Below are 24,522 nucleotides of genomic sequence, written 5' to 3' on the forward strand. Positions count from 1 at the left end.
CTACGTAGTTCTTGTCTGCCGCTTTCTCCTCACCCGCGGCCAGTTCTCTCGGATCTGGATTGTCGCGCCTTCCAGCTCTTCGCCGCCGACTACGTCAACCTTGCTGATCTCGACGTGTGTCTTCGTGTCTTCAACCAGCAGTATGGTATGTCCGTATTCATCCGTCGTTGTCGTACCGCTGCTCGTTACATCACCATTCACGTCGATCGTGAATGTGGTGTCAGACGTAATGGTATAGCCTTCCGGTGCCACTTCCTCACGCAGGATGTATTCGGTCTCTGTCAGCAGGCCCTTTACTACGTGAGTCTTGTCTTTCTCAGACACCCACTCTTCGACGACTTCATAAACCTTGCCGTCCTCTTCTACGTAGTTCTTGTCTGCCGCTTTCTCCTCACCCGCGGCCAGTTCTCTCCGGATCTGGATTGTCGCGCCTTCCAGCTCTTCGCCGCCGACTACGTCAACCTTGCTGATCTCGACGTGTGTCTTCGTGTCTTCAACCAGCAGTATGGTATGTCCGTATTCATCCGTCGTTGTCGTACCGCTGCTCGTTACATCACCATTCACGTCGATCGTGAATGTGGTGTCAGACGTAATGGTATAGCCTTCCGGTGCCACTTCCTCACGCAGGATGTATTCGGTCTCTGTCAGCAGGCCCTTTACTACGTGAGTCTTGTCTTTCTCAGACACCCACTCTTCGACGACTTCATAAACCTTGCCGTCCTCTTCTACGTAGTTCTTGTCTGCCGCTTTCTCCTCACCCGCGGCCAGTTCTCTCCGGATCTGGATTGTCGCGCCTTCCAGCTCTTCGCCGCCGACTACGTCAACCTTGCTGATCTCGACGTGTGTCTTCGTGTCTTCAACCAGCAGTATGGTATGTCCGTATTCATCCGTCGTTGTCGTACCGCTGCTCGTTACATCACCATTCACGTCGATCGTGAATGTGGTGTCAGACGTAATGGTATAGCCTTCCGGTGCCACTTCCTCACGCAGGATGTATTCGGTCTCTGTCAGCAGGCCCTTCACTACGTGAGTCTTGTCTTTCTCAGACACCCACTCTTCGACGACTTCATAAACCTTGCCGTCCTCTTCTACGTAGTTCTTGTCTGCCGCTTTCTCCTCGCCCGCGGCCAGTTCTCTCCGGATCTGGATTGTCGCGCCTTCCAGCTCTTCGCCGCCGACTACGTCAACCTTGCTGATCTCGACGTGTGTCTTCGTGTCTTCAACCAGCAGTATGGTATGTCCGTATTCATCCGTCGTTGTCGTACCGCTGCTCGTCACATCACCATTCACGTCGATCGTGAATGTGGTGTCAGACGTAATGGTATAGCCTTCCGGTGCCACTTCCTCACGCAGGATGTATTCGGTCTCTGTCAGCAGGCCCTTCACTACGTGAGTCTTGTCTTTCTCAGACACCCACTCTTCGACGACTTCATAAACCTTGCCGTCCTCTTCTACGTAGTTCTTGTCTGCCGCTTTCTCCTCACCCGCGGCCAGTTCTCTCCGGATCTGGATTGTCGCGCCTTCCAGCTCTTCGCCGCCGACTACGTCAACCTTGCTGATCTCGACGTGTGTCTTCGTGTCTTCAACCAGCAGTATGGTATGTCCGTATTCATCCGTCGTTGTCGTACCGCTGCTCGTTACATCACCATTCACGTCGATCGTGAATGTGGTGTCAGACGTAATGGTATACCTTCCGGTGCCACTTCCTCACGCAGGATGTATTCGGTCTCTGTCAGCAGGCCCTTCACTACGTGAGTCTTGTCTTTCTCAGACACCCACTCTTCGACGACTTCATAAACCTTGCCGTCCTCTTCTACGTAGTTCTTGTCTGCCGCTTTCTCCTCACCCGCAGCCAGTTCTCTCCGGATCTGGATTGTCGCGCCTTCCAGCTCTTCGCCGCCGACTACGTCAACCTTGCTGATCTCGACGTGTGTCTTCGTGTCTTCAACCAGCAGTATGGTATGTCCGTATTCATCCGTCGTTGTCGTACCGCTGCTCGTCACATCACCATTCACGTCGATCGTGAATGTGGTGTCAGACGTAATGGTATAGCCTTCCGGTGCCACTTCCTCACGCAGGATGTATTCGGTCTCTGTCAGCAGGCCCTTCACTACGTGAGTCTTGTCTTTCTCAGACACCCACTCTTCGACGACTTCATAAACCTTGCCGTCCTCTTCTACGTAGTTCTTGTCTGCCGCTTTCTCCTCACCCGCGGCCAGTTCTCTCCGGATCTGGATTGTCGCGCCTTCCAGCTCTTCGCCGCCGACTACGTCAACCTTGCTGATCTCGACGTGCGTCTTCTTGTCCTCGACCAGGATGACTGTCTCGCCGTCCTTGGTCTCCGTCCTTGCGCCCGTCACATGGACATCGCCGGTCTCGTCAATCCAGAACGTGATGTTCGTTGTGATTTCGTAGCCTTCAGGCGCCACAGTCTCAATCAGGGTGTAGACGTTCTCTTCGCCCGTCTTCAGTCCTTCGATGATGTGATTATTGCCGTCCGCTTCTGTCGTCCAGGAATCGACTTCTTCGTCGTCCTTGTCCGTCACGATCAGTTTCGCTCCGGCAACTTCCTCGCCGTTCGCAATATCGGTCTTCTTGACTTCGACGTGCGTAATACTATTGGTAATGGTATAAGCCCATCCGTTATCGGAAATCTTCGTGATAACAGGAGTCTTATATCCGGAAACCTGGGCTTCAGTGACTGTGTACTGAATCTCACCGTTTTCATCAACCTCGACCAGGTCAGGCCAGGTATGCTTCCATTTGTTTCCGGCGTTCAGTTCAACAGCTTCGCCAAAGTCTGCTCCGTTAGCCTGCAGCTGGACCATTACGTTATCCGGCCGTTTGTCACTCTGATTGTCTTTGTCATCCCAAATCTTCTCAACAGTGACTTCGGTCATCTTACGCGTATTCGTGAATGCGGCTACGCCAATCTTTTCGCTGATTGTTCCAGTTGTGCCTTCGTATGTTGTTGTAAACTCGTTGTAGTTTTCTTCTGTTACCGTGTATCTGACACCCTTCGGCAGACCGGTGGCTTTCTTCACCTGGTTATCCTTGAGGTCAAATTCCGCCACACCGTTTTCGAACGTCATCTCACCGTAGGTACCGTTGATCGTTGTATCGTCCAGCGTTACCGTGAAGTGGAAGAGCCGTTCCTTGTCTGTCGCAATTTCGCTGCTGACAGTCTTGGCAACCTGCAGGTCTCCTTCTTCCTTCGTGTTGTTGAAGGATGCGGTGGACAGCGTCGTTTTGATCGTGCCGTTTTCATCGGAGCTGATCACAATGAAGCCATCAGGCTTATCTTCAACAACTTCGTATGCGATTCCGGTCGGAAGGCCTTCCGCCTTTCTGGATTCGCCATGTTTCAGAGTGAAGGCAGCCACACCATTGGTGAAGGTCATCCATCCGTAGGTGCCGTTAATGGTGTTGTCACTCAGCGTCACCGTGAACGAATAATCTTTGCTCAGGTCCGCGGCGGTGCTGCTGGTAACTGTCTTTTTGACTTCCAGGTCGCCCGTCTCGCGGGTGTTCGTGAAGGTCGCTGCAGACTTCGTCGTGCTGATCGTGCCGGTGTCTCCGGTCTTGCCTGTCAGCTGGAAGCCTTCCGCATCTGCTTCTGTAATGCTATAGGTGATGTCGGTCGGCAGACCCGTCGCTGTAGCCTTCTCACCGCCCTTCAGCTCAACGGTCGCCACGCCCTTCTCAAACTTCATGTCGCCGTAAGTGCCGTTGATACTGTCGTCACCCAGCTTCACCGTGAAGGTAAACTGAACATCCTTATCCGCTGCCGCGTCACTGACCAGCACCTTGCTCAGCTCCAGATCGCCGGTGTCACGGGTGTTCGTGAAGGCCGCCGTGGACTTCGTCGTACTGATGGAGCCGGTATCTCCGGTCTTGCCGATCAGCTGGAAGCCTTCCGCCGTTGCTTCGGTGATCGTATAGGTGATGTCGGTCGGCAGACCTGTCGCTTCAGCCTTCTCGCCGCCCTTCAGTTCAACTGTCGCCACACCATCCGTGAACGCAATGTCGCCGTAAGTGCCGCTGATGCCGGTATCGCCCAGTGTCACTGTGAAGGTGAATATCTGGTTCTTGTCCGCTGCCCTGTCGCTGACCAGCACTTTGCTCAGCTCCAGGTCGCCTGTGTCACGGGTATTCGTGAAGGTCGCTTCAGACTTCGTCGTCGTGATGAAACCGGTATTTCCGGTTACGCCCGTCTGCTGGAAGCCTTCTGCATTCGCTTCAGTAATGCTGTAGTTGATATCAGTCGGCAGGCCTGTCGCTGTGGACTTCTCGCCGCCCTTCAGCTCAACTGTTGCTACGCCGCTTTCAAATGTCATGTCTCCGTAGCTGCCGTTGATGCTGTCATCGCCCAGCGTCACCGTGAAGGTGAACACCTGGTTCTTGTCTGCGGTCCGGTCACTGATCAGTTTCTTGCTCAGCTCCAGATCGCCGGTGTCACGGGTGTTCGTGAAGGTCGCTTCAGACTTCGTCGTGCTGATGGAACCGGTGTCTCCGGTCTTGCCCGTCAGCTTGAAGCCTTCCGCATCCGCTTCGGTGATCTCATAGGAAATCTCGGTCGGCAGGCCTGTCGCTGTGGCCTTTGCGCCGCCCTTCAGTTCAACCGTCGCCACGCCGTTCGTGAACGTCATGTCGCCGTACTTACCGTTGATGCCGGTGTCGCCCAGTGTCACCGTGAAGGTGAACACCTGGTCCGCATCCGCGGCCCTGTCACTGACCAGTTTCTTGCTCAGCTCCAGGTCGCCGGTGTCACGAGTGTTCGTGAAGACCGCTTCAGTTGTCGTCTTGCTGATCGTGCCTTCTTCACCGGTCTTGCCCGTCAGCTTGAAGCCTTCCGCATCCGCTTCGGTGATCGTATAGGAAATCTCGGTCGGCAGGCCTGTCGCTGTAGCCTTCGCGCCGCCCTTCAGCGTTACCGTCGCCACGCCGTCAGCAAACGTCATGTCGCCGAAGGTGCCGCTGATGCCGGTGTCGCCCAGTGTCACGGTGAAGGTGAATACCTGGTCCTTGTCCGCAGTCCGTTTGCTGATCAGTTCCTTGCTCAGCTCCAGATCGCCGGTGTCACGGGTATTCGTGAAGGTCGCTTCAGATGTCGTCTTGCTGATCGTGCCTTCTTCACCGGTCTTGCCCGTCAGCTTGAAGCCTTCCGCGTCAGCTTCGGTGATCTCATAGGTAATCTCGGTCGGCAGGCCCTTAGCGGTGGCTTTTGCACCGCCCTTCAGTTCAACCGTCGCCACGCCGTTTTCGAACGTCATGTCGCCGTACTTACCGTTGATGCCGGTATCGCCCAGTGTCACGGTGAACGTGAATACCTGGTCCTTGTCCGCGGTCCGTTTGCTGACCAGTTCCTTGCTCAGCTCCAGATCGCCGGTGTCACGGGTATTCGTGAAGGTTGCCTCAGACTTCGTTGTGCTGATGGAACCGGTGTCTCCGGTCTTGCCCGTCAGCTTGAAGCCTTCCGCGTCTGCTTCGGTAATCTCATAGGTGATCTCGGTCGGCAGGCCCGTTGCGGTGGCCTTTGCACCGCCCTTCAGTTCAACCGTCGCCACGCCGTTTTCGAACGTCATGTCGCCGTACTTACCGTTGATGCCGGTATCACCCAGTTTCACCGTGAAGGTGAACACCTGGTTCTTGTCCGCGGTCCGTTTGCTGACCAGTTTCTTGCTCAGCTCCAGGTCGCCGGTGTCACGGGTGTTCGTGAAGGTCGCTTCAGACTTCGTCGTGCTGATGGAACCGGTGTCTCCGGTCTTGCCCGTCAGCTTGAAGCCTTCCGCGTCTGCTTCGGTGATCTCATAGGTGATCTCGGTCGGCAGGCCCTTAGCAGTGGCCTTCTCGCCGCCCTTCAGTTCAACCGTCGCTACACCCTCAGCAAACGTCATGTCGCCGTAGGTGCCGCTGATCGTCTTGTCACTCAGCGTCACGGTGAAGGTGAACACCTGATCCGCATCCGCAGTCCTTTCACTGATCAGTTCCTTGCTCAGCTCCAGGTCACCGGTGTCACGGGTGTTCGTGAAGGTCGCCGTGGACTTCTTCGTGCTGATCGTGCCGGTATCTCCGGTCTTGCCGGTCAGTTCAAAGCCTTCCGCGTCTGCTTCAGTAATGGTATAGGTGATCTCGGTCGGCAGGCCCTTGGCTGTCGCTGTCTTGCCGCCCTTCAGGTCGACCGTCGCCACGCCCTTCGCAAACGTCATGTCGCCGTAGGTGCCGCTGATCGTCTTGTCACTCAGCGTCACGGTAAACGTGAACACCTGGTCCGCATCCGCCGCCCGGTCGCTGATCAGAACCTTGCTCAGATCCAGGTCGCCCGTGTCGCGGGTGTTCGTGAATTTCGCCGTGGTCTTCCCTGTCTTGATGGAACCGGCGTCTCCGGTCACACCCGTCTGCTGGAAGCCCGTGGCGGAAGCTTCGGTAATCGTGTAGCTGATGGCGGTCGGCAGGCCAGTTGCGGTCGCCGTCTCGCCGCCCTTCAGCTCAACCGTCGCCACGCCGTTCACGAACGTCATGTTGCCATAGGTGCCGCTGATCGTGCTTTCACCCAGTTTCACTGTGAAGGTGAATACCTGGTTCTTGTCCGCTGCCCTGTCGCTGATCAGTTTCTTGCTCAGCTCCAGGTCGCCCGTCTTACGGGTGTTCGTGAAGGCTGCCACACACGTCGTTCCGCTGATCGTGCCGGTCTCGCCTGTCCATGTGGTTGTAAACAGTTCATCGTCCGCTTCGGTTACAGTGTACTTAATTCCCTTCGGCAGGCCGGAAGCCTTCTTCACCTGGTTGTCTTTCAGGTCGAAGGTCGCCACGCCGTTCTCAAATGTCATCTCACCGTAGTCACCGTTGATCGTCGTGTCATCCAGTGTCACTGTGAAATGGAAGAGCCGGTCTTTGTCCGCTGCAATATCGCTGCGTACGGTCTTGGTAACCTGCAGGTCGCCCTCTTCCTTCGCGTTGTTGAAGGATGCGGTCGACATTGTTGTCTTAATGGTACCTTCAGCATCGGATTCAGTCACAATAAATCCATCCGGCTTTTCTTCCACAACCTTGTAAGTAATGCCGGTCGGGAGTCCTTCCGCTTTCTTGGTCTCATTGTGCTTCAGGGTGAAGTTCGCCACGCCGTTGGTGAATATCATTCCGCCATAAGTACCGGTAATGGTGTTGTCACTCAGCGTCACGGTAAACTTGTAATCCCTGCTCAGATCCGTACTGGTAGTGCTGGTAACTGTTTTCTTGACTTCCAGGTCACCGGTGTCACGGGTGTTCGTGAAGACAGCTTCAGACTTCGTTGTGCTGATCGTGCCCTTGTCGCCGGTCTTGCCTGTCACCTGGAATCCGTCAGCAGAAGCTTCGGTGATCTCATAAGTGATTTCAGTCGGCAGGCCTGTCGCTGTAGCCTTCGCGCCGCCCTTCAGTTCAACTGTCGCCACGCCGCCGACAAACGTCATGTCGCCGTAGGTGGCATTGATGCTTTCGTCACCCAGTGTCACTGTAAAGGTAAACTTAACATCCTTATCTGCCGCCGCGTCACTGATCAGTTTCTTGCTCAGCTCCAGATCGCCGGTGTCACGGGTGTTCGTGAAGGTCGCTTCAGACTTCGTCGTGCTGATGGATCCGGTGTCTCCGGTCTTGCCCGTCAGCTTGAAGCCTTCCGCATCCGCTTCGGTGATCGTATAGGAAATCTCGGTCGGCAGGCCTGTCGCTGTAGCCTTCGCGCCGCCCTTCAGCGTTACCGTCGCCACGCCGTCAGCAAACGTCATGTCGCCGAAGGTGCCGCTGATGCCGGTGTCGCCCAGTGTCACTGTGAAGGTGAACACCTGGTTCTTGTCCGCTGCCGCGTCGCTGACAAGTTTCTTGCTCAGCTCCAGGTCTCCGGTGTCACGGGTGTTCGTGAAGACCGCTTCAGATGTCGTCTTGCTGATCGTGCCTTCTTCACCGGTCTTGCCCGTCAGCTTGAAGCCTTCCGCGTCAGCTTCGGTGATCTCATAGGTGATCTCGGTCGGCAGGCCCTTAGCGGTGGCTTTTGCACCGCCCTTCAGTTCAACCGTCGCCACGCCGTTTTCGAACGTCATGTCGCCGTACTTACCGTTGATGCCGGTATCGCCCAGTGTCACTGTGAAGGTGAATACCTGGTCCTTGTCCGCAGTCCGTTTGCTGATCAGTTCCTTGCTCAGCTCCAGATCGCCGGTGTCACGGGTATTCGTGAAGGTCGCTTCAGATGTCGTCTTGCTGATCGTGCCTTCTTCACCGGTCTTGCCCGTCAGCTTGAAGCCTTCCGCGTCAGCTTCGGTGATCTCATAGGTAATCTCGGTCGGCAGGCCCTTAGCGGTGGCTTTTGCACCGCCCTTCAGTTCAACCGTCGCCACGCCGTTTTCGAACGTCATGTCGCCGTACTTACCGTTGATGCCGGTATCGCCCAGTGTCACGGTGAACGTGAATACCTGGTCCTTGTCCGCGGTCCGTTTGCTGACCAGTTCCTTGCTCAGCTCCAGATCGCCGGTGTCACGGGTATTCGTGAAGGTTGCCTCAGACTTCGTTGTGCTGATGGAACCGGTGTCTCCGGTCTTGCCCGTCAGCTTGAAGCCTTCCGCGTCTGCTTCGGTAATCTCATAGGTGATCTCGGTCGGCAGGCCCGTTGCGGTGGCCTTTGCACCGCCCTTCAGTTCAACCGTCGCCACGCCGTTTTCGAACGTCATGTCGCCGTACTTACCGTTGATGCCGGTATCACCCAGTTTCACCGTGAAGGTGAACACCTGGTTCTTGTCCGCGGTCCGTTTGCTGACCAGTTTCTTGCTCAGCTCCAGGTCGCCGGTGTCACGGGTGTTCGTGAAGGTCGCTTCAGACTTCGTCGTGCTGATGGAACCGGTGTCTCCGGTCTTGCCCGTCAGCTTGAAGCCTTCCGCGTCTGCTTCGGTGATCTCATAGGTGATCTCGGTCGGCAGGCCCTTAGCAGTGGCCTTCTCGCCGCCCTTCAGTTCAACCGTCGCTACACCCTCAGCAAACGTCATGTCGCCGTAGGTGCCGCTGATCGTCTTGTCACTCAGCGTCACGGTGAAGGTGAACACCTGATCCGCATCCGCAGTCCTTTCACTGATCAGTTCCTTGCTCAGCTCCAGGTCACCGGTGTCACGGGTGTTCGTGAAGGTCGCCGTGGACTTCTTCGTGCTGATCGTGCCGGTATCTCCGGTCTTGCCGGTCAGTTCAAAGCCTTCCGCGTCTGCTTCAGTAATGGTATAGGTGATCTCGGTCGGCAGGCCCTTGGCTGTCGCTGTCTTGCCGCCCTTCAGGTCGACCGTCGCCACGCCCTTCGCAAACGTCATGTCGCCGTAGGTGCCGCTGATCGTCTTGTCACTCAGCGTCACGGTAAACGTGAACACCTGGTCCGCATCCGCCGCCCGGTCGCTGATCAGAACCTTGCTCAGATCCAGGTCGCCCGTGTCGCGGGTGTTCGTGAATTTCGCCGTGGTCTTCCCTGTCTTGATGGAACCGGCGTCTCCGGTCACACCCGTCTGCTGGAAGCCCGTGGCGGAAGCTTCGGTAATCGTGTAGCTGATGGCGGTCGGCAGGCCAGTTGCGGTCGCCGTCTCGCCGCCCTTCAGCTCAACCGTCGCCACGCCGTTCACGAACGTCATGTTGCCATAGGTGCCGCTGATCGTGCTTTCACCCAGTTTCACTGTGAAGGTGAATACCTGGTTCTTGTCCGCTGCCCTGTCGCTGATCAGTTTCTTGCTCAGCTCCAGGTCGCCCGTCTTACGGGTGTTCGTGAAGGCTGCCACACACGTCGTTCCGCTGATCGTGCCGGTCTCGCCTGTCCATGTGGTTGTAAACAGTTCATCGTCCGCTTCGGTTACAGTGTACTTAATTCCCTTCGGCAGGCCGGAAGCCTTCTTCACCTGGTTGTCTTTCAGGTCGAAGGTCGCCACGCCGTTCTCAAATGTCATCTCACCGTAGTCACCGTTGATCGTCGTGTCATCCAGTGTCACTGTGAAATGGAAGAGCCGGTCTTTGTCCGCTGCAATATCGCTGCGTACGGTCTTGGTAACCTGCAGGTCGCCCTCTTCCTTCGCGTTGTTGAAGGATGCGGTCGACATTGTTGTCTTAATGGTACCTTCAGCATCGGATTCAGTCACAATAAATCCATCCGGCTTTTCTTCCACAACCTTGTAAGTAATGCCGGTCGGGAGTCCTTCCGCTTTCTTGGTCTCATTGTGCTTCAGGGTGAAGTTCGCCACGCCGTTGGTGAATATCATTCCGCCATAAGTACCGGTAATGGTGTTGTCACTCAGCGTCACGGTAAACTTGTAATCCCTGCTCAGATCCGTACTGGTAGTGCTGGTAACTGTTTTCTTGACTTCCAGGTCACCGGTGTCACGGGTGTTCGTGAAGACAGCTTCAGACTTCGTTGTGCTGATCGTGCCCTTGTCGCCGGTCTTGCCTGTCACCTGGAATCCGTCAGCAGAAGCTTCGGTGATCTCATAAGTGATTTCAGTCGGCAGGCCTGTCGCTGTAGCCTTCGCGCCGCCCTTCAGTTCAACTGTCGCCACGCCGCCGACAAACGTCATGTCGCCGTAGGTGGCATTGATGCTTTCGTCACCCAGTGTCACTGTAAAGGTAAACTTAACATCCTTATCTGCCGCCGCGTCACTGATCAGTTTCTTGCTCAGCTCCAGATCGCCGGTGTCACGGGTGTTCGTGAAGGTCGCTTCAGACTTCGTCGTGCTGATGGATCCGGTGTCTCCGGTCTTGCCCGTCAGCTTGAAGCCTTCCGCATCCGCTTCGGTGATCGTATAGGAAATCTCGGTCGGCAGGCCTGTCGCTGTAGCCTTCGCGCCGCCCTTCAGCGTTACCGTCGCCACGCCGTCAGCAAACGTCATGTCGCCGAAGGTGCCGCTGATGCCGGTGTCGCCCAGTGTCACCGTGAAGGTGAACACCTGGTCCGCATCCGCGGCCCTGTCACTGACCAGTTTCTTGCTCAGCTCCAGGTCGCCGGTGTCACGAGTGTTCGTGAAGACCGCTTCAGTTGTCGTCTTGCTGATCGTGCCTTCTTCACCGGTCTTGCCCGTCAGCTTGAAGCCTTCCGCATCCGCTTCGGTGATCGTATAGGAAATCTCGGTCGGCAGGCCTGTCGCTGTAGCCTTCGCGCCGCCCTTCAGCGTTACCGTCGCCACGCCGTCAGCAAACGTCATGTCGCCGAAGGTGCCGCTGATGCCGGTGTCGCCCAGTGTCACTGTGAAGGTGAACACCTGGTTCTTGTCCGCTGCCGCGTCGCTGACAAGTTTCTTGCTCAGCTCCAGGTCTCCGGTGTCACGGGTGTTCGTGAAGACCGCTTCAGATGTCGTCTTGCTGATCGTGCCTTCTTCACCGGTCTTGCCCGTCAGCTTGAAGCCTTCCGCGTCAGCTTCGGTGATCTCATAGGTAATCTCGGTCGGCAGGCCCTTAGCGGTGGCTTTTGCACCGCCCTTCAGTTCAACCGTCGCCACGCCGTTTTCGAACGTCATGTCGCCGTACTTACCGTTGATGCCGGTATCGCCCAGTGTCACGGTGAACGTGAATACCTGGTCCTTGTCCGCGGTCCGTTTGCTGACCAGTTCCTTGCTCAGCTCCAGATCGCCGGTGTCACGGGTATTCGTGAAGGTTGCCTCAGACTTCGTTGTGCTGATGGAACCGGTGTCTCCGGTCTTGCCCGTCAGCTTGAAGCCTTCCGCGTCTGCTTCGGTAATCTCATAGGTGATCTCGGTCGGCAGGCCCGTTGCGGTGGCCTTTGCACCGCCCTTCAGTTCAACCGTCGCCACGCCGTTTTCGAACGTCATGTCGCCGTACTTACCGTTGATGCCGGTATCACCCAGTTTCACCGTGAAGGTGAACACCTGGTTCTTGTCCGCGGTCCGTTTGCTGACCAGTTTCTTGCTCAGCTCCAGGTCGCCGGTGTCACGGGTGTTCGTGAAGGTCGCTTCAGACTTCGTCGTGCTGATGGAACCGGTGTCTCCGGTCTTGCCCGTCAGCTTGAAGCCTTCCGCGTCTGCTTCGGTGATCTCATAGGTGATCTCGGTCGGCAGGCCCTTAGCAGTGGCCTTCTCGCCGCCCTTCAGTTCAACCGTCGCTACACCCTCAGCAAACGTCATGTCGCCGTAGGTGCCGCTGATCGTCTTGTCACTCAGCGTCACGGTGAAGGTGAACACCTGATCCGCATCCGCAGTCCTTTCACTGATCAGTTCCTTGCTCAGCTCCAGGTCACCGGTGTCACGGCTGTTCGTGAAGGTCGCCGTGGACTTCTTCGTGCTGATCGTGCCGGTATCTCCGGTCTTGCCGGTCAGTTCAAAGCCTTCCGCGTCTGCTTCAGTAATGGTATAGGTGATCTCGGTCGGCAGGCCCTTGGCTGTCGCTGTCTTGCCGCCCTTCAGGTCGACCGTCGCCACGCCCTTCGCAAACGTCATGTCGCCGTAGGTGCCGCTGATCGTCTTGTCACTCAGCGTCACGGTAAACGTGAACACCTGGTCCGCATCCGCCGCCCGGTCGCTGATCAGAACCTTGCTCAGATCCAGGTCGCCCGTGTCGCGGGTGTTCGTGAATTTCGCCGTGGTCTTCCCTGTCTTGATGGAACCGGCGTCTCCGGTCACACCCGTCTGCTGGAAGCCCGTGGCGGAAGCTTCGGTAATCGTGTAGCTGATGGCGGTCGGCAGGCCAGTTGCGGTCGCCGTCTCGCCGCCCTTCAGTTCAACTGTTGCCACGCCGTCCTTGAACGTCATGTTGCCGAATTTGCCGTTGATGCTGTTATCGCCCAGCGTCACCGTGAAGGTGAACACCTGGTCTGCATCCGCAGCCCTGTCACTGATCAGTTCCTTGCTCAGCTCCAGATCGCCCGTCTTACGGGTGTTCGTGAAGGCTGCAATGCTTGTCACGTCACCGATGGTGCCGGTCTTTGCGTTCCAGCTTGTTGTAAACAGATCGTTATCCGTTTCTGTTACGGTGTATTCAAGTCCCTTCTCCAGGCCTGTCGCGCTCTTGATCTCTCCGCTCGCCAGTTCGAAGGTCGCTACACCGTTTTCGAACGTCATGTCACCGTAAGTGCCGTTGATCGTCGTATCCTTCAGGGTTACGGTGAATGTGAACTTAATGCTCTTGTCAGCTTCGATAATGCTCTGTACCGTCTTGCTGACCTGCAGCCCGCCCTCGTCCTTCGCGTTGGAGAAACTCGCGGTGATTGTACCTGTCGCGATCGTTCCGGTTTCTCCTGTCTTGGTGGTGATGAACTTACCGTCCCTCTCCTCTTCGACAGTGTAGCTGATTCCGGTCGGCAGGCCTTTCGCCTTCTTGGTCTCATTGTGCTTCAGGGTGAAGGTCGCCACGCCGTTTTCGAACGTCATATCGCCGTATGTACCGTTGATCGTCGTGTCGCTCAGCGTTACGGTGAAGCTGAAGTCCTTGTTCTTGTCGTTCGGCGTGGAACTCGTCACGCTCTTGGTAACATCCAGGTCGCCGGTGTCACGGGTGTTGGTAAACTCTGCCTTCGACTTCGTCGTGCTGATCGTACCCTTGTCTCCGGTCTTGCCCGTCACCTGGAATCCGTCTGCGGAAGCTTCGGTAACTGTGTATCCGACGCCGGTCGGCAGGCCTTCAATCAGCTTGCTCTCGCCGCCCTTCAGTTCGACCGTCGCCTTGCCGCCGATAAACTGCACGCCGCTGTATGTCTTTGTAATAGAAGTGTCATCCAGCTGAATCGTGAAGGTGAACACCTGATCCTTATCCGCTGCTGCGTCGCTGATCAGTTTCTTGATCAGCTCCAGCTTGCCCGTCTCACGGGTGTTCGTGAAGGTCGCTTCAGACTTCGTCGTGCTGATGGATCCGGTGTCTCCGGTCTTGCCCGTCAGCTTGAAGCCTTCCGCATCCGCTTCGGTGATCGTATAGGAAATCTCGGTCGGCAGGCCTGTCGCTGTAGCCTTCGCGCCGCCCTTCAGCGTTACCGTCGCCACGCCGTCAGCAAACGTCATGTCGCCGAAGGTGCCGCTGATGCCGGTGTCGCCCAGTGTCACTGTGAAGGTGAACACCTGGTTCTTGTCCGCTGCCGCGTCGCTGACAAGTTTCTTGCTCAGCTCCAGGTCTCCGGTGTCACGGGTGTTCGTGAAGACCGCTTCAGATGTCGTCTTGCTGATCGTGCCTTCTTCACCGGTCTTGCCCGTCAGCTTGAAGCCTTCCGCGTCAGCTTCGGTGATCTCATAGGTGATCTCGGTCGGCAGGCCCTTAGCGGTGGCTTTTGCACCGCCCTTCAGTTCAACCGTCGCCACGCCGTTTTCGAACGTCATGTCGCCGTACTTACCGTTGATGCCGGTATCGCCCAGTGTCACGGTGAAGGTGAATACCTGGTCCTTGTCCGCAGTCCGTTTGCTGATCAGTTCCTTGCTCAGCTCCAGATCGCCGGTGTCACGGGTATTCGTGAAGGTCGCTTCAGATGTCGTCTTGCTGATCGTGCCTTCTTCACCGGTCTTGCCCGTTAGCTTGAAGCCTTCCGCGTCAGCTTCGGTGATCTCATAGGTAATCTCGGTCGGCAGGCCCTTAGCGGTGGCTTTTGCACCGCCCTTCAGTTCAACCGTCGCCACGCCGTTTTCGAACGTCATGTCGCCGTACTTACCGTTGATGCCGGTATCGCCCAGTGTCACGGTGAACGTGAATACCTGGTCCTTGTCCGCGGTCCGTTTGCTGACCAGTTCCTTGCTCAGCTCCAGATCGCCGGTGTCACGGGTATTCGTGAAGGTTGCCTCAGACTTCGTTGTGCTGATGGAACCGGTGTCTCCGGTCTTGCCCGTCAGCTTGAAGCCTTCCGCGTCTGCTTCGGTAATCTCATAGGTGATCTCGGTCGGCAGGCCCGTTGCGGTGGCCTTTGCACCGCCCTTCAGTTCAACCGTCGCCACGCCGTTTTCGAACGTCATGTCGCCGTACTTACCGTTGATGCCGGTATCACCCAGTTTCACCGTGAAGGTGAACACCTGGTTCTTGTCCGCGGTCCGTTTGCTGACCAGTTTCTTGCTCAGCTCCAGGTCGCCGGTGTCACGGGTGTTCGTGAAGGTCGCTTCAGACTTCGTCGTGCTGATGGAACCGGTGTCTCCGGTCTTGCCCGTCAGCTTGAAGCCTTCCGCGTCTGCTTCGGTGATCTCATAGGTGATCTCGGTCGGCAGGCCCTTAGCAGTGGCCTTCTCGCCGCCCTTCAGTTCAACCGTCGCTACACCCTCAGCAAACGTCATGTCGCCGTAGGTGCCGCTGATCGTCTTGTCACTCAGCGTCACGGTGAAGGTGAACACCTGATCCGCATCCGCAGTCCTTTCACTGATCAGTTCCTTGCTCAGCTCCAGGTCACCGGTGTCACGGGTGTTCGTGAAGGTCGCCGTGGACTTCTTCGTGCTGATCGTGCCGGTATCTCCGGTCTTGCCGGTCAGTTCAAAGCCTTCCGCGTCTGCTTCAGTAATGGTATAGGTGATCTCGGTCGGCAGGCCCTTGGCTGTCGCTGTCTTGCCGCCCTTCAGGTCGACCGTCGCCACGCCCTTCGCAAACGTCATGTCGCCGTAGGTGCCGCTGATCGTCTTGTCACTCAGCGTCACGGTAAACGTGAACACCTGGTCCGCATCCGCCGCCCGGTCGCTGATCAGAACCTTGCTCAGATCCAGGTCGCCCGTGTCGCGGGTGTTCGTGAATTTCGCCGTGGTCTTCCCTGTCTTGATGGAACCGGCGTCTCCGGTCACACCCGTCTGCTGGAAGCCCGTGGCGGAAGCTTCGGTAATCGTGTAGCTGATGGCGGTCGGCAGGCCAGTTGCGGTCGCCGTCTCGCCGCCCTTCAGTTCAACTGTTGCCACGCCGTCCTTGAACGTCATGTTGCCGAATTTGCCGTTGATGCTGTTATCGCCCAGCGTCACCGTGAAGGTGAACACCTGGTCTGCATCCGCAGCCCTGTCACTGATCAGTTCCTTGCTCAGCTCCAGATCGCCCGTCTTACGGGTGTTCGTGAAGGCTGCAATGCTTGTCACGTCACCGATGGTGCCGGTCTTTGCGTTCCAGCTTGTTGTAAACAGATCGTTATCCGTTTCTGTTACGGTGTATTCAAGTCCCTTCTCCAGGCCTGTCGCGCTCTTGATCTCTCCGCTCGCCAGTTCGAAGGTCGCTACACCGTTTTCGAACGTCATGTCACCGTAAGTGCCGTTGATCTCGTATCCTTCAGGGTTACGGTGAATGTGAACTTAATGCTCTTGTCAGCTTCGATAATGCTCTGTACCGTCTTGCTGACCTGCAGCCCGCCCTCGTCCTTCGCGTTGGAGAAACTCGCGGTGATTGTACCTGTCGCGATCGTTCCGGTTTCTCCTGTCTTGGTGGTGATGAACTTACCGTCCCTCTCCTCTTCGACAGTGTAGCTGATTCCGGTCGGCAGGCCTTTCGCCTTCTTGGTCTCATTGTGCTTCAGGGTGAAGGTCGCCACGCCGTTTTCGAACGTCATATCGCCGTATGTACCGTTGATCGTCGTGTCGCTCAGCGTTACGGTGAAGCTGAAGTCCTTGTTCTTGTCGTTCGGCGTGGAACTCGTCACGCTCTTGGTAACATCCAGGTCGCCGGTGTCACGGGTGTTGGTAAACTCTGCCTTCGACTTCGTCGTGCTGATCGTACCCTTGTCTCCGGTCTTGCCCGTCACCTGGAATCCGTCTGCGGAAGCTTCGGTAACTGTGTATCCGACGCCGGTCGGCAGGCCTTCAATCAGCTTGCTCTCGCCGCCCTTCAGTTCGACCGTCGCCTTGCCGCCGATAAACTGCACGCCGCTGTATGTCTTTGTAATAGAAGTGTCATCCAGCTGAATCGTGAAGGTGAACACCTGATCCTTATCCGCTGCTGCGTCGCTGATCAGTTTCTTGATCAGCTCCAGCTTGCCCGTCTCACGGGTGTTCGTGAAGGTCGCTTCAGACTTCGTCGTGCTGATGGATCCGGTGTCTCCGGTCTTGCCCGTCAGCTTGAAGCCTTCCGCATCCGCTTCGGTGATCGTATAGGAAATCTCGGTCGGCAGGCCTGTCGCTGTAGCCTTCGCGCCGCCCTTCAGCGTTACCGTCGCCACGCCGTCAGCAAACGTCATGTCGCCGAAGGTGCCGCTGATGCCGGTGTCGCCCAGTGTCACTGTGAAGGTGAACACCTGGTTCTTGTCCGCTGCCGCGTCGCTGACAAGTTTCTTGCTCAGCTCCAGGTCTCCGGTGTCACGGGTGTTCGTGAAGACCGCTTCAGATGTCGTCTTGCTGATCGTGCCTTCTTCACCGGTCTTGCCCGTCAGCTTGAAGCCTTCCGCGTCAGCTTCGGTGATCTCATAGGTGATCTCGGTCGGCAGGCCCTTAGCGGTGGCTTTTGCACCGCCCTTCAGTTCAACCGTCGCCACGCCGTTTTCGAACGTCATGTCGCCGTACTTACCGTTGATGCCGGTATCGCCCAGTGTCACGGTGAAGGTGAATACCTGGTCCTTGTCCGCAGTCCGTTTGCTGATCAGTTCCTTGCTCAGCTCCAGATCGCCGGTGTCACGGGTATTCGTGAAGGTCGCTTCAGATGTCGTCTTGCTGATCGTGCCTTCTTCACCGGTCTTGCCCGTCAGCTTGAAGCCTTCCGCATCTGCTTCAGTGATCGTATAGGAAATCTCGGTCGGCAGGCCCTTAGCGGTGGCCTTCGCGCCGCCCTTCAGTTCAACCGTCGCCACGCCGTTTTCGAACGTCATGTCGCCGTACTTACCGTTGATGCCGGTATCGCCCAGTGTCACGGTGAAGGTGAATACCTGTTCCTTGTCCGCGGTCCGTTTGCTGACCAGTTCCTTGCTCAGCTCCAGATCGCCGGTGTCACGGGTATTCGTGAAGGTTGCTTCAGACTTCGTTGTGCTGATGGAACCGGTGTCTCCGGTCTTGCCCGTCAGCTTGAAGCCTTCCGCGTCAGCTTCGGTGATCGTATAGGAAATCTCAGTCGGCAGGCCTGTTGCGGTGGCCTTCTCGCCGCCCTTCAGTTCAACCGTCGCCACGCCGTTTTCGAACGTCATGTCGCCGTACTTACCGTTAATGCCGGTATCACCCAGTTTCACCGTGAAGGTGAACATCTGGTTCTTGTCCGCGGTCCGGTTGCTGACCAGTTTCTTGCTCAGCTCCAGGTCACCGGTGTCACGGGTGTTCGTGAAGGTCGCTTCAGACTTCGTCGTGCTGATGGATCCGGTGTTTCCGGTCACACCCGTCTGCTTGAAGCCTGTGGCGGAAGCTTCAGTGATCGTATAGCTGATAGCGGTCGGCAGGCCCTTAGCAGTGGCCTTCTCGCCGCCCTTCAGTTCAACCGTCGCTACACCGTCAACAAACGTCATGCCGCCGAATTCGCCGTTGATGCTTTCATCACCCAGCGTCACGGTGAAGGTGAATACCTGGTCTGCATCCGCCGCCCGGTCGCTGATCAGTTTCTTGCTCAGCTCCAGGTCTCCCGTCTTACGGGTGTTCGTGAAGGCTGCCACGCCAGTCACATCACCGATGGTGCCGGTGGCCCCGTTCCAGCTTGTTGTAAACAGATTGTTGTCAGTTTCTGTTACGGTGTATTCAAGTCCCTTCTCCAGGCCTGTTGCGCTCTTGGTCTCTCCGCTCGCCAGTTCGAAGGTCGCCACACCGTTTACGAACTTCATACCACCGTAGGTTCCGTTGATCGTCGTATCATTCAGCGTTACGGTGAATGTGAACTTAATGTTCTTGTCAGCTTCGATAATGCTCTGTACTGTTTTGCTGACCTGCAGCCCACCTTCGTCCTTCGCGTTGGAGAAACTTGCGGTAGTAGTGCCCGTTGCGATCGTTCCGGTTTCTCCTGTCTTGGTGGTGATGAACTTCCCGTCCCTCGCCTCTTCGACTTTATAGGTGATTCCTGTGGGCAGACCTTCTGCCTTCTTGGTCTCGCCGTGCTTCAGGGTGAAGTTCGCCACACCGTTTTCGAACGTCATGCCGCCGTAAGTACCGTTGATCGTTGTATCGCTCAGCGTCACGGTGAAACTGAAGTCCTTCTTCAGGTCATTCGGCGTAGAACTCGTCACGCTCTTGGTAACTTCCAGATTACCTTTGTCACGGGTATTCTCGAAGATTACGTCAGACTTCGTCGTGCTGATCGTGCTCTTGTCACCGGTCTTGCCCGTCACCTGGAATCCGGATACGGATGCTTCAGTAACTGTGTATCCGACGTCGGTCGGCAGGCCCTTAATCAGCTTGCTCTCGCCGCCCTTCAGTTCGACCGTCGCCCTACCGCCGGTAAACTGCACGCCGCTGTATGTCTTATTAATGGAAATGTCATTCAGCTGGATTGTGAATGTGAACACCTGGTTCTTATCCGCGGCCGCGTCACTGAACAGTTTCTTGCTCAGCTCCAGGTCGCCTGTCTCACGGGTATTCGTGAAGACCGCTTCAGACTTCGTCGTGCTGATGGAACCGGTGTTTCCGGTCGCACCTGTCTGCTGGAAACCCGTAGCAGAAGCTTCGGTGATCGTATAGGCGATCTCGGTCGGCAAGCCCGTCGCTTCAGCCTTCTCGCCGCCCTTCAGCTCTACCTTCGCCACGCCGTTCTTGAACGTCATGTCGCCGAAGGTGCCGCTGATGCCGGTATCGCCCAGTGTTACCGTGAAGGTAAACACCTGGTTCTTGTCTGCTGCACGGTCGCTGACCAGTACCTTGCTCAGCTCCAGATCGCCGGTGTCGCGGGTGTTCGTAAAGACCGCTTCAGATGTCGTTTTGCTGATTGTGCCTTCGTCGCCGGTTTTACCGGTCAGTTCAAAGCCTTCCGCGTCTGCTTCTGTGATCGTGTAGCTGATGTCGGTCGGCAGGCCCTTAGCGGTCGCCTTCTCGCCGCCCTTCAGTTCAACCGTCGCTACGCCGTTTTTGAACGACATATTGCCGTATGTGCCGCTGATGCTTTCATCGCCCAGCGTCACGGTGAAGGTGAATACCTGTTCCTTGTCCGCGGTCCGTTTGCTGATCAGTTTCTTGCTCAGTTCCAGATCGCCGGTGTCACGTGTATTCGTGAAGGTCGCTGTGGACTTCGTTGTCTTGATGGAACCGGCGTCTCCGGTCTTGCCCGTCAGCTTGAAGCCCGTAGCGGAAGCTTCGGTGATCGTATAGGTAATATCAGTCGGCAGGCCTTCCGCTGTCTTGCTTACGCCGCCCTTCAGTTTTACGGTCGCCACGCCGTTCGTAAACGTCATATCACCATAGGTGCCACTGATCGTCTTGTCGCCCAGCGTCACTGTGAAGGTAAATACCTGGTCTGCATCCGCTGCCCGGTCGCTGATCAGAACCTTTCTCAGTTCCAGTTCGCCCTTCTCACGACTGTTCGTGAAGCTCGCTTCAGACTTCGTTGTGCTGATGGAACCGGTATCTCCGGCCTTACCCGTCACCTGGAATCCGGTAGCGGAAGCTTCAGTGATGGCGTAGGTAATGTCGGTCGGCAGGCCTGTTGCGCTGGCCTTCTCGCCGCCCTTCAGTTCAACCGTCGCCACACCGTTTTCGAACGTCATGTTGCCGTAGGTGCCGTTGATGCCGGTATCGCCCAGTGTCACGGTGAAGGTGAACACCTGGTTCGCATCCGCTGCCCGGTCACTGATCAGTTCCTTGCTCAGCTCCAGATCCCCCGTCTCACGGGTGTTCGTGAAGACCGCTTCAGCCTTCGTTGTGCTGATGGAACCGGTGTCTCCGGTCACACCCGTCTGCTGGAAGCCCGTAGCAGAAGCTTCGGTAATCGTATAGCTGATCTCGGTCGGCAGGCCGTTAGCGATGGCCTTCTCGCCGCCCTTCAGTGCAACCGTCGCCACGCCGTCAGCAAACGTCATGTCGCCGTAGGTGCCGTTGATGCTGTCGTCGCCCAGCGTTACCGTGAAGGTGAACTCCTGGTCCGCATCCGCAGTCCGGTTGCTGATCAGTTTCTTGCTCAGTTCCAGATCGCCGGTGTCGCGGGTGTTCGTGAAGGTCGCCGTGGACTTCGTCGTGCTGATGGAACCGGTGTCACCTGTCTTGTTCGTCAGCTTGAAGCCCGTAGCGGAAGCTTCAGTGATCGTATAGGTGATATCGGTCGGCAGGCCTGTCGCTTCAGCCTTCTTGCCGCCCTTGAGTTTCACTGTCGCCACGCCATTCGTGAACGTCATGTCGCCGTAAGTGCCGTTGATGCCGGTATCTCCCAGCGTCACTGTGAAGGTGAACACCTGGTCCGCATCCGCTGCCCGGTCGCTGATCAGAACCTTGCTCAGCTCCAGGTCGCCCGTGTCGCGGGTGTTCGTGAATTTCGCCGTGGTCTTCCCTGTCTTGATGGAACCGGTGTCTCCGGTCACACCCGTCTGCCGGAAGCCCGTAGCGGAAGCTTCGGTAATCGTGTAGCTGATAGCAGTCGGCAGGCCTTTCGCTGTCTTGCTTGCGCCGCCCTTCAGCTCAACCGTCGCCACACCGTTCACGAACGTCATGTCACCGAATTCGCCGTTAATGGTGTCATTGCCCAGCGTCACCGTGAAGGTGAATACCTGGTCTGCATCCGCTGCACGGTCGCTGATCAGTTTCTTACTCAACTCCAGGTCGCCCGTCTTACGGGTGTTCGTGAAAGCGGCAATGCTTGTCTGAGCACCGATGGTGCCGGTCTTTGCGTTCCAGCTAGTTGTAAACAGATCGTTATCCGTTTCTGTTACGGTGTATTCAAGTCCCTTCTCCAGACCTGTCGCGCTCTTGCTCTCTCCGCTCGCCAGTTCAAAGGTCGCTACGCCGTTTTCAAACGTCATGTCACCGTAAGTGCCGTTGATAGTCGTATCCTTCAGCGTTACGGTGAACGCGAACTTGATGCTCTTGTCAGCTTCGATAATGCTCTGTACCGTCTTGCTGACCTGCAGCCCGCCCTCGTCCTTCGCGTTGGAGAAACTCGCGGTGATTGTACCTGTCGCGATCTTGCCGGTTTCTCCTGTCTTGGTGGTGATGAACTTACCGTCCCTCTCCTCTTCGACAGTGTAGCTGATCCCGGTCGGCAGGCCTTTTGCTTTCTTGGTTTCGCCGTGCTTCAGGGTGAAGTTCGCCACGCCGTTCGCAAACGTCATATCACCGTATGTACCGTTGATCGTTGTATCGCTCAGCGTTACGGTGAAGCTGAAGTCCTTGTTCAGGTCGTTCGGCGTGGAGCTCGTCACGCTCTTGGTGACGTCCAGGTCACCGGTGTCACGGGTATTGGTAAACTCTGCCTTCGACTTCGTCGTGCTGATCGTACCGGTGTCGCCGGTCTTGCCTGTCACCTGGAATCCGTCAGCGGAAGCTTCGGTAACTGTATATCCGACGCCGGTCGGCAGGCCCTTAATCAGCTTGCTCTCGCCGCCCTTCAGTTTGACCGTCGCTTTGCCGTCGGTAAACTGCACGTCGCTGTATGTCTTATTAATGGAAATGTCATCCAGCTGAATCGTGAAGGTGAATACCTGGTCCTTGTCTGCTGCCGCGTCGCTGATCAGTTTCTTGCTCAGCTCCAGGTCGCCCGTCTCACGGGTGTTTGTGAAGGTTGCTTCAGCCTTCGTAGTGCTGATGGAACCGGTGTCTCCCGTCTTGCCAGTCACCTGGAATCCGTCAGCGGAAGCTTCGGTAATCTCATAGGTGATGTCGGTCGGCAGGCCCGTCGCTTCAGCCTTTTCGCCGCCCTTCAGCATAACCGTCGCAACACCGTCAACAAACGTCATGTCCCCGTAGGTGTCGTTGATGCCGGTGTCGAACAGCTTCACCGTGAAGGTGAACACCTGGTTCTTGTCCGCAGCCCGGTCGCTGATCAGAGCTTTGCTCAGCACCAGGTTGCCCTTCTCACGGGTATTCTCGAAATTCGCTTCAGACTTTGTTGTGCTGATTGTGCCGCTGTCTCCGGTCACACCCGTCAGCTGGAAGCCCGTAGCGGAAGCTTCGGTAACCGTATAGGTGATATCGGTCGGCAGGCCCTTAATCACCTTGCTCTGGCCGCCCTTCAGTTTAACCGTTGCTTTGCCGTTGGTAAACTGCACACCATTGTATTCTTTTGTAATGGATGTGTCACTCAGTTCGATTGTGAATGTGAATACTTTATCCGTATCTGCAGTCCTGTCGCTGATCAGTTCCTTGCTCAGCTCCAGGTCACCGGTATCGCGGGTGTTCGTGAAGGTCGCAGTGGACTTCGTCGTCTTGATGGAACCGGTTTTCCCGGTCACACCCGTCTGCTTGAATCCGGTAGCGGAAGCTTCGGTGATCGTATAGGTGATTTCGGTCGGCAGGCCTGTTGCGGTGGCCGTCTCGCCGCCCTTCAGTTCAACCGTCGCTACACCCTTCGTAAATGTCATGCCGCCGTAGGTGCCGTTGATGCCGGTATCGTTCAGCTTGACCGTGAAGGTAAACACCTGGTCCTTGTCAGCTGCCCGGTCGCTGACCAGTTCCTTGCTCAGCTCCAGGTCGCCCGTGTCACGGGTGTTCGTGAAGGTCGCTTCAGATTTCGTCGTGCTGATGGAGCCTGTGTCGCCGGTCTTACCAGTCACCTGGAATCCGGTAGCGGAAGCTTCGGTAATCGTATAGGTGATGTCAGTCGGCAGGCCCGTTGCGGTGGCCTTCTCGCCGCCCTTCAGCTCAACCTTCGCCACGCCCTTCTTGAACGTCATGCCGCCGTAAGTGCCGCTGATGCCCGTATCGCCCAGCGTCACTGTGAAAGTAAACACCTTGCTCTTATCCGCAGTCCTGTCGCTGACCAGCACTTTGCTCAGCTCCAGGTCGCCGGTATCACGGGTGTTCGTGAAGGTCGCGACAGACTTTGTCGTGCTGATCGTGCCGGTATCGCCGGTCTTGCCAGTCACCTGGAATCCGGTAGCAGAAGCTTCGGTAATCGTATAGGTGATGTCGGTCGGCAGGCTTGTCGCTGTGGCCTTTGCGCCGCCCTTCAGTTCAACCGTCGCCACGCCGTTCGTAAACGTCATGCCGCCGTAGGTACCGTTGATGCTGTTGTCGCCCAAAGTTACCGTGAAGGTGAATACCTGATCCTTGTCCGCGGTCCGTTTGCTGATCAGTTCCTTGCTCAGCTCCAGGTCGCCCGTCTTACGGGTATTTGTGAAGGTCGCGATGGACTTCGTCGTGCTGATTGTGCCGTTCTTTCCGGTCTCACTCGTCAGCTTGAAGCCCGTAGCGGAAGCTTCGGTAATCGTATAGGTGATGTCAGTCGGCAGGCCTATCGCTTCAGCCTTCTCGCCGCCCTTCAGTTCGACCGTCGCCACGCCGTTCGTGAACGTCATGTCGCCGTAGGTGCCGTTGATGCTTTCATCGCCCAGTGTCACTGTGAAGGCGAAATGAATATCCTTGTCAGCTGCCCGGTCGCTGATCAGAACCTTGCTCAGCTCCAGGTCACCCGTGTCACGGGTGTTCGTGAAAGTCGCGATGGACTTCGTTGTGCTGATCGTGCCTTCTTCACCGGTCTTGCTGGTCAGTTCAAAACCGTCCGCAGATGCTTCGGTAATCGTGTAGCTGATAGCTGTCGGCAGTCCTTCCG

At 56.7% G+C, this 24,522-nt stretch carries 3 protein-coding genes (1 of these 3 only partly in view); all 3 read right to left on the bottom strand.

Translation table 11 applies throughout. The annotated features are described in order from the left end of the window. Tightly spaced (each overlapping or abutting the next), the 3 genes in view from JYE49_RS07655 to JYE49_RS07665 form a layout consistent with a single transcriptional unit that may run on beyond the window. Positions 1-1,653: a SpaA isopeptide-forming pilin-related protein gene (locus JYE49_RS07655; protein WP_304583323.1), complete on the bottom strand. Its 1,653-nt coding sequence runs from the start codon at positions 1,651-1,653 to the stop codon at positions 1-3. Next, complete coding sequence (locus JYE49_RS07660; RefSeq protein ID WP_304583324.1) at positions 1,650-16,172, bottom strand: DUF7601 domain-containing protein; 14,523 nt, start codon at positions 16,170-16,172, stop codon at positions 1,650-1,652. The genes JYE49_RS07655 and JYE49_RS07660 overlap by 4 nt, the downstream gene beginning before the upstream one ends. Continuing rightward, positions 16,169-24,522 carry the 3' portion of a DUF7601 domain-containing protein gene (locus tag JYE49_RS07665; RefSeq protein ID WP_304583325.1) on the bottom strand. 5,245 nt of this gene lie beyond the right edge of the window, so only the last 8,354 of its 13,599 coding nucleotides appear in the window; the start codon falls outside the window, past its right edge; its stop codon occupies positions 16,169-16,171. The genes JYE49_RS07660 and JYE49_RS07665 overlap by 4 nt, the downstream gene beginning before the upstream one ends.

It is taken from the genome of Aristaeella hokkaidonensis (assembly GCF_018128945.1).
GTDB lineage: Bacteria > Bacillota > Clostridia > Christensenellales > Aristaeellaceae > Aristaeella > Aristaeella hokkaidonensis.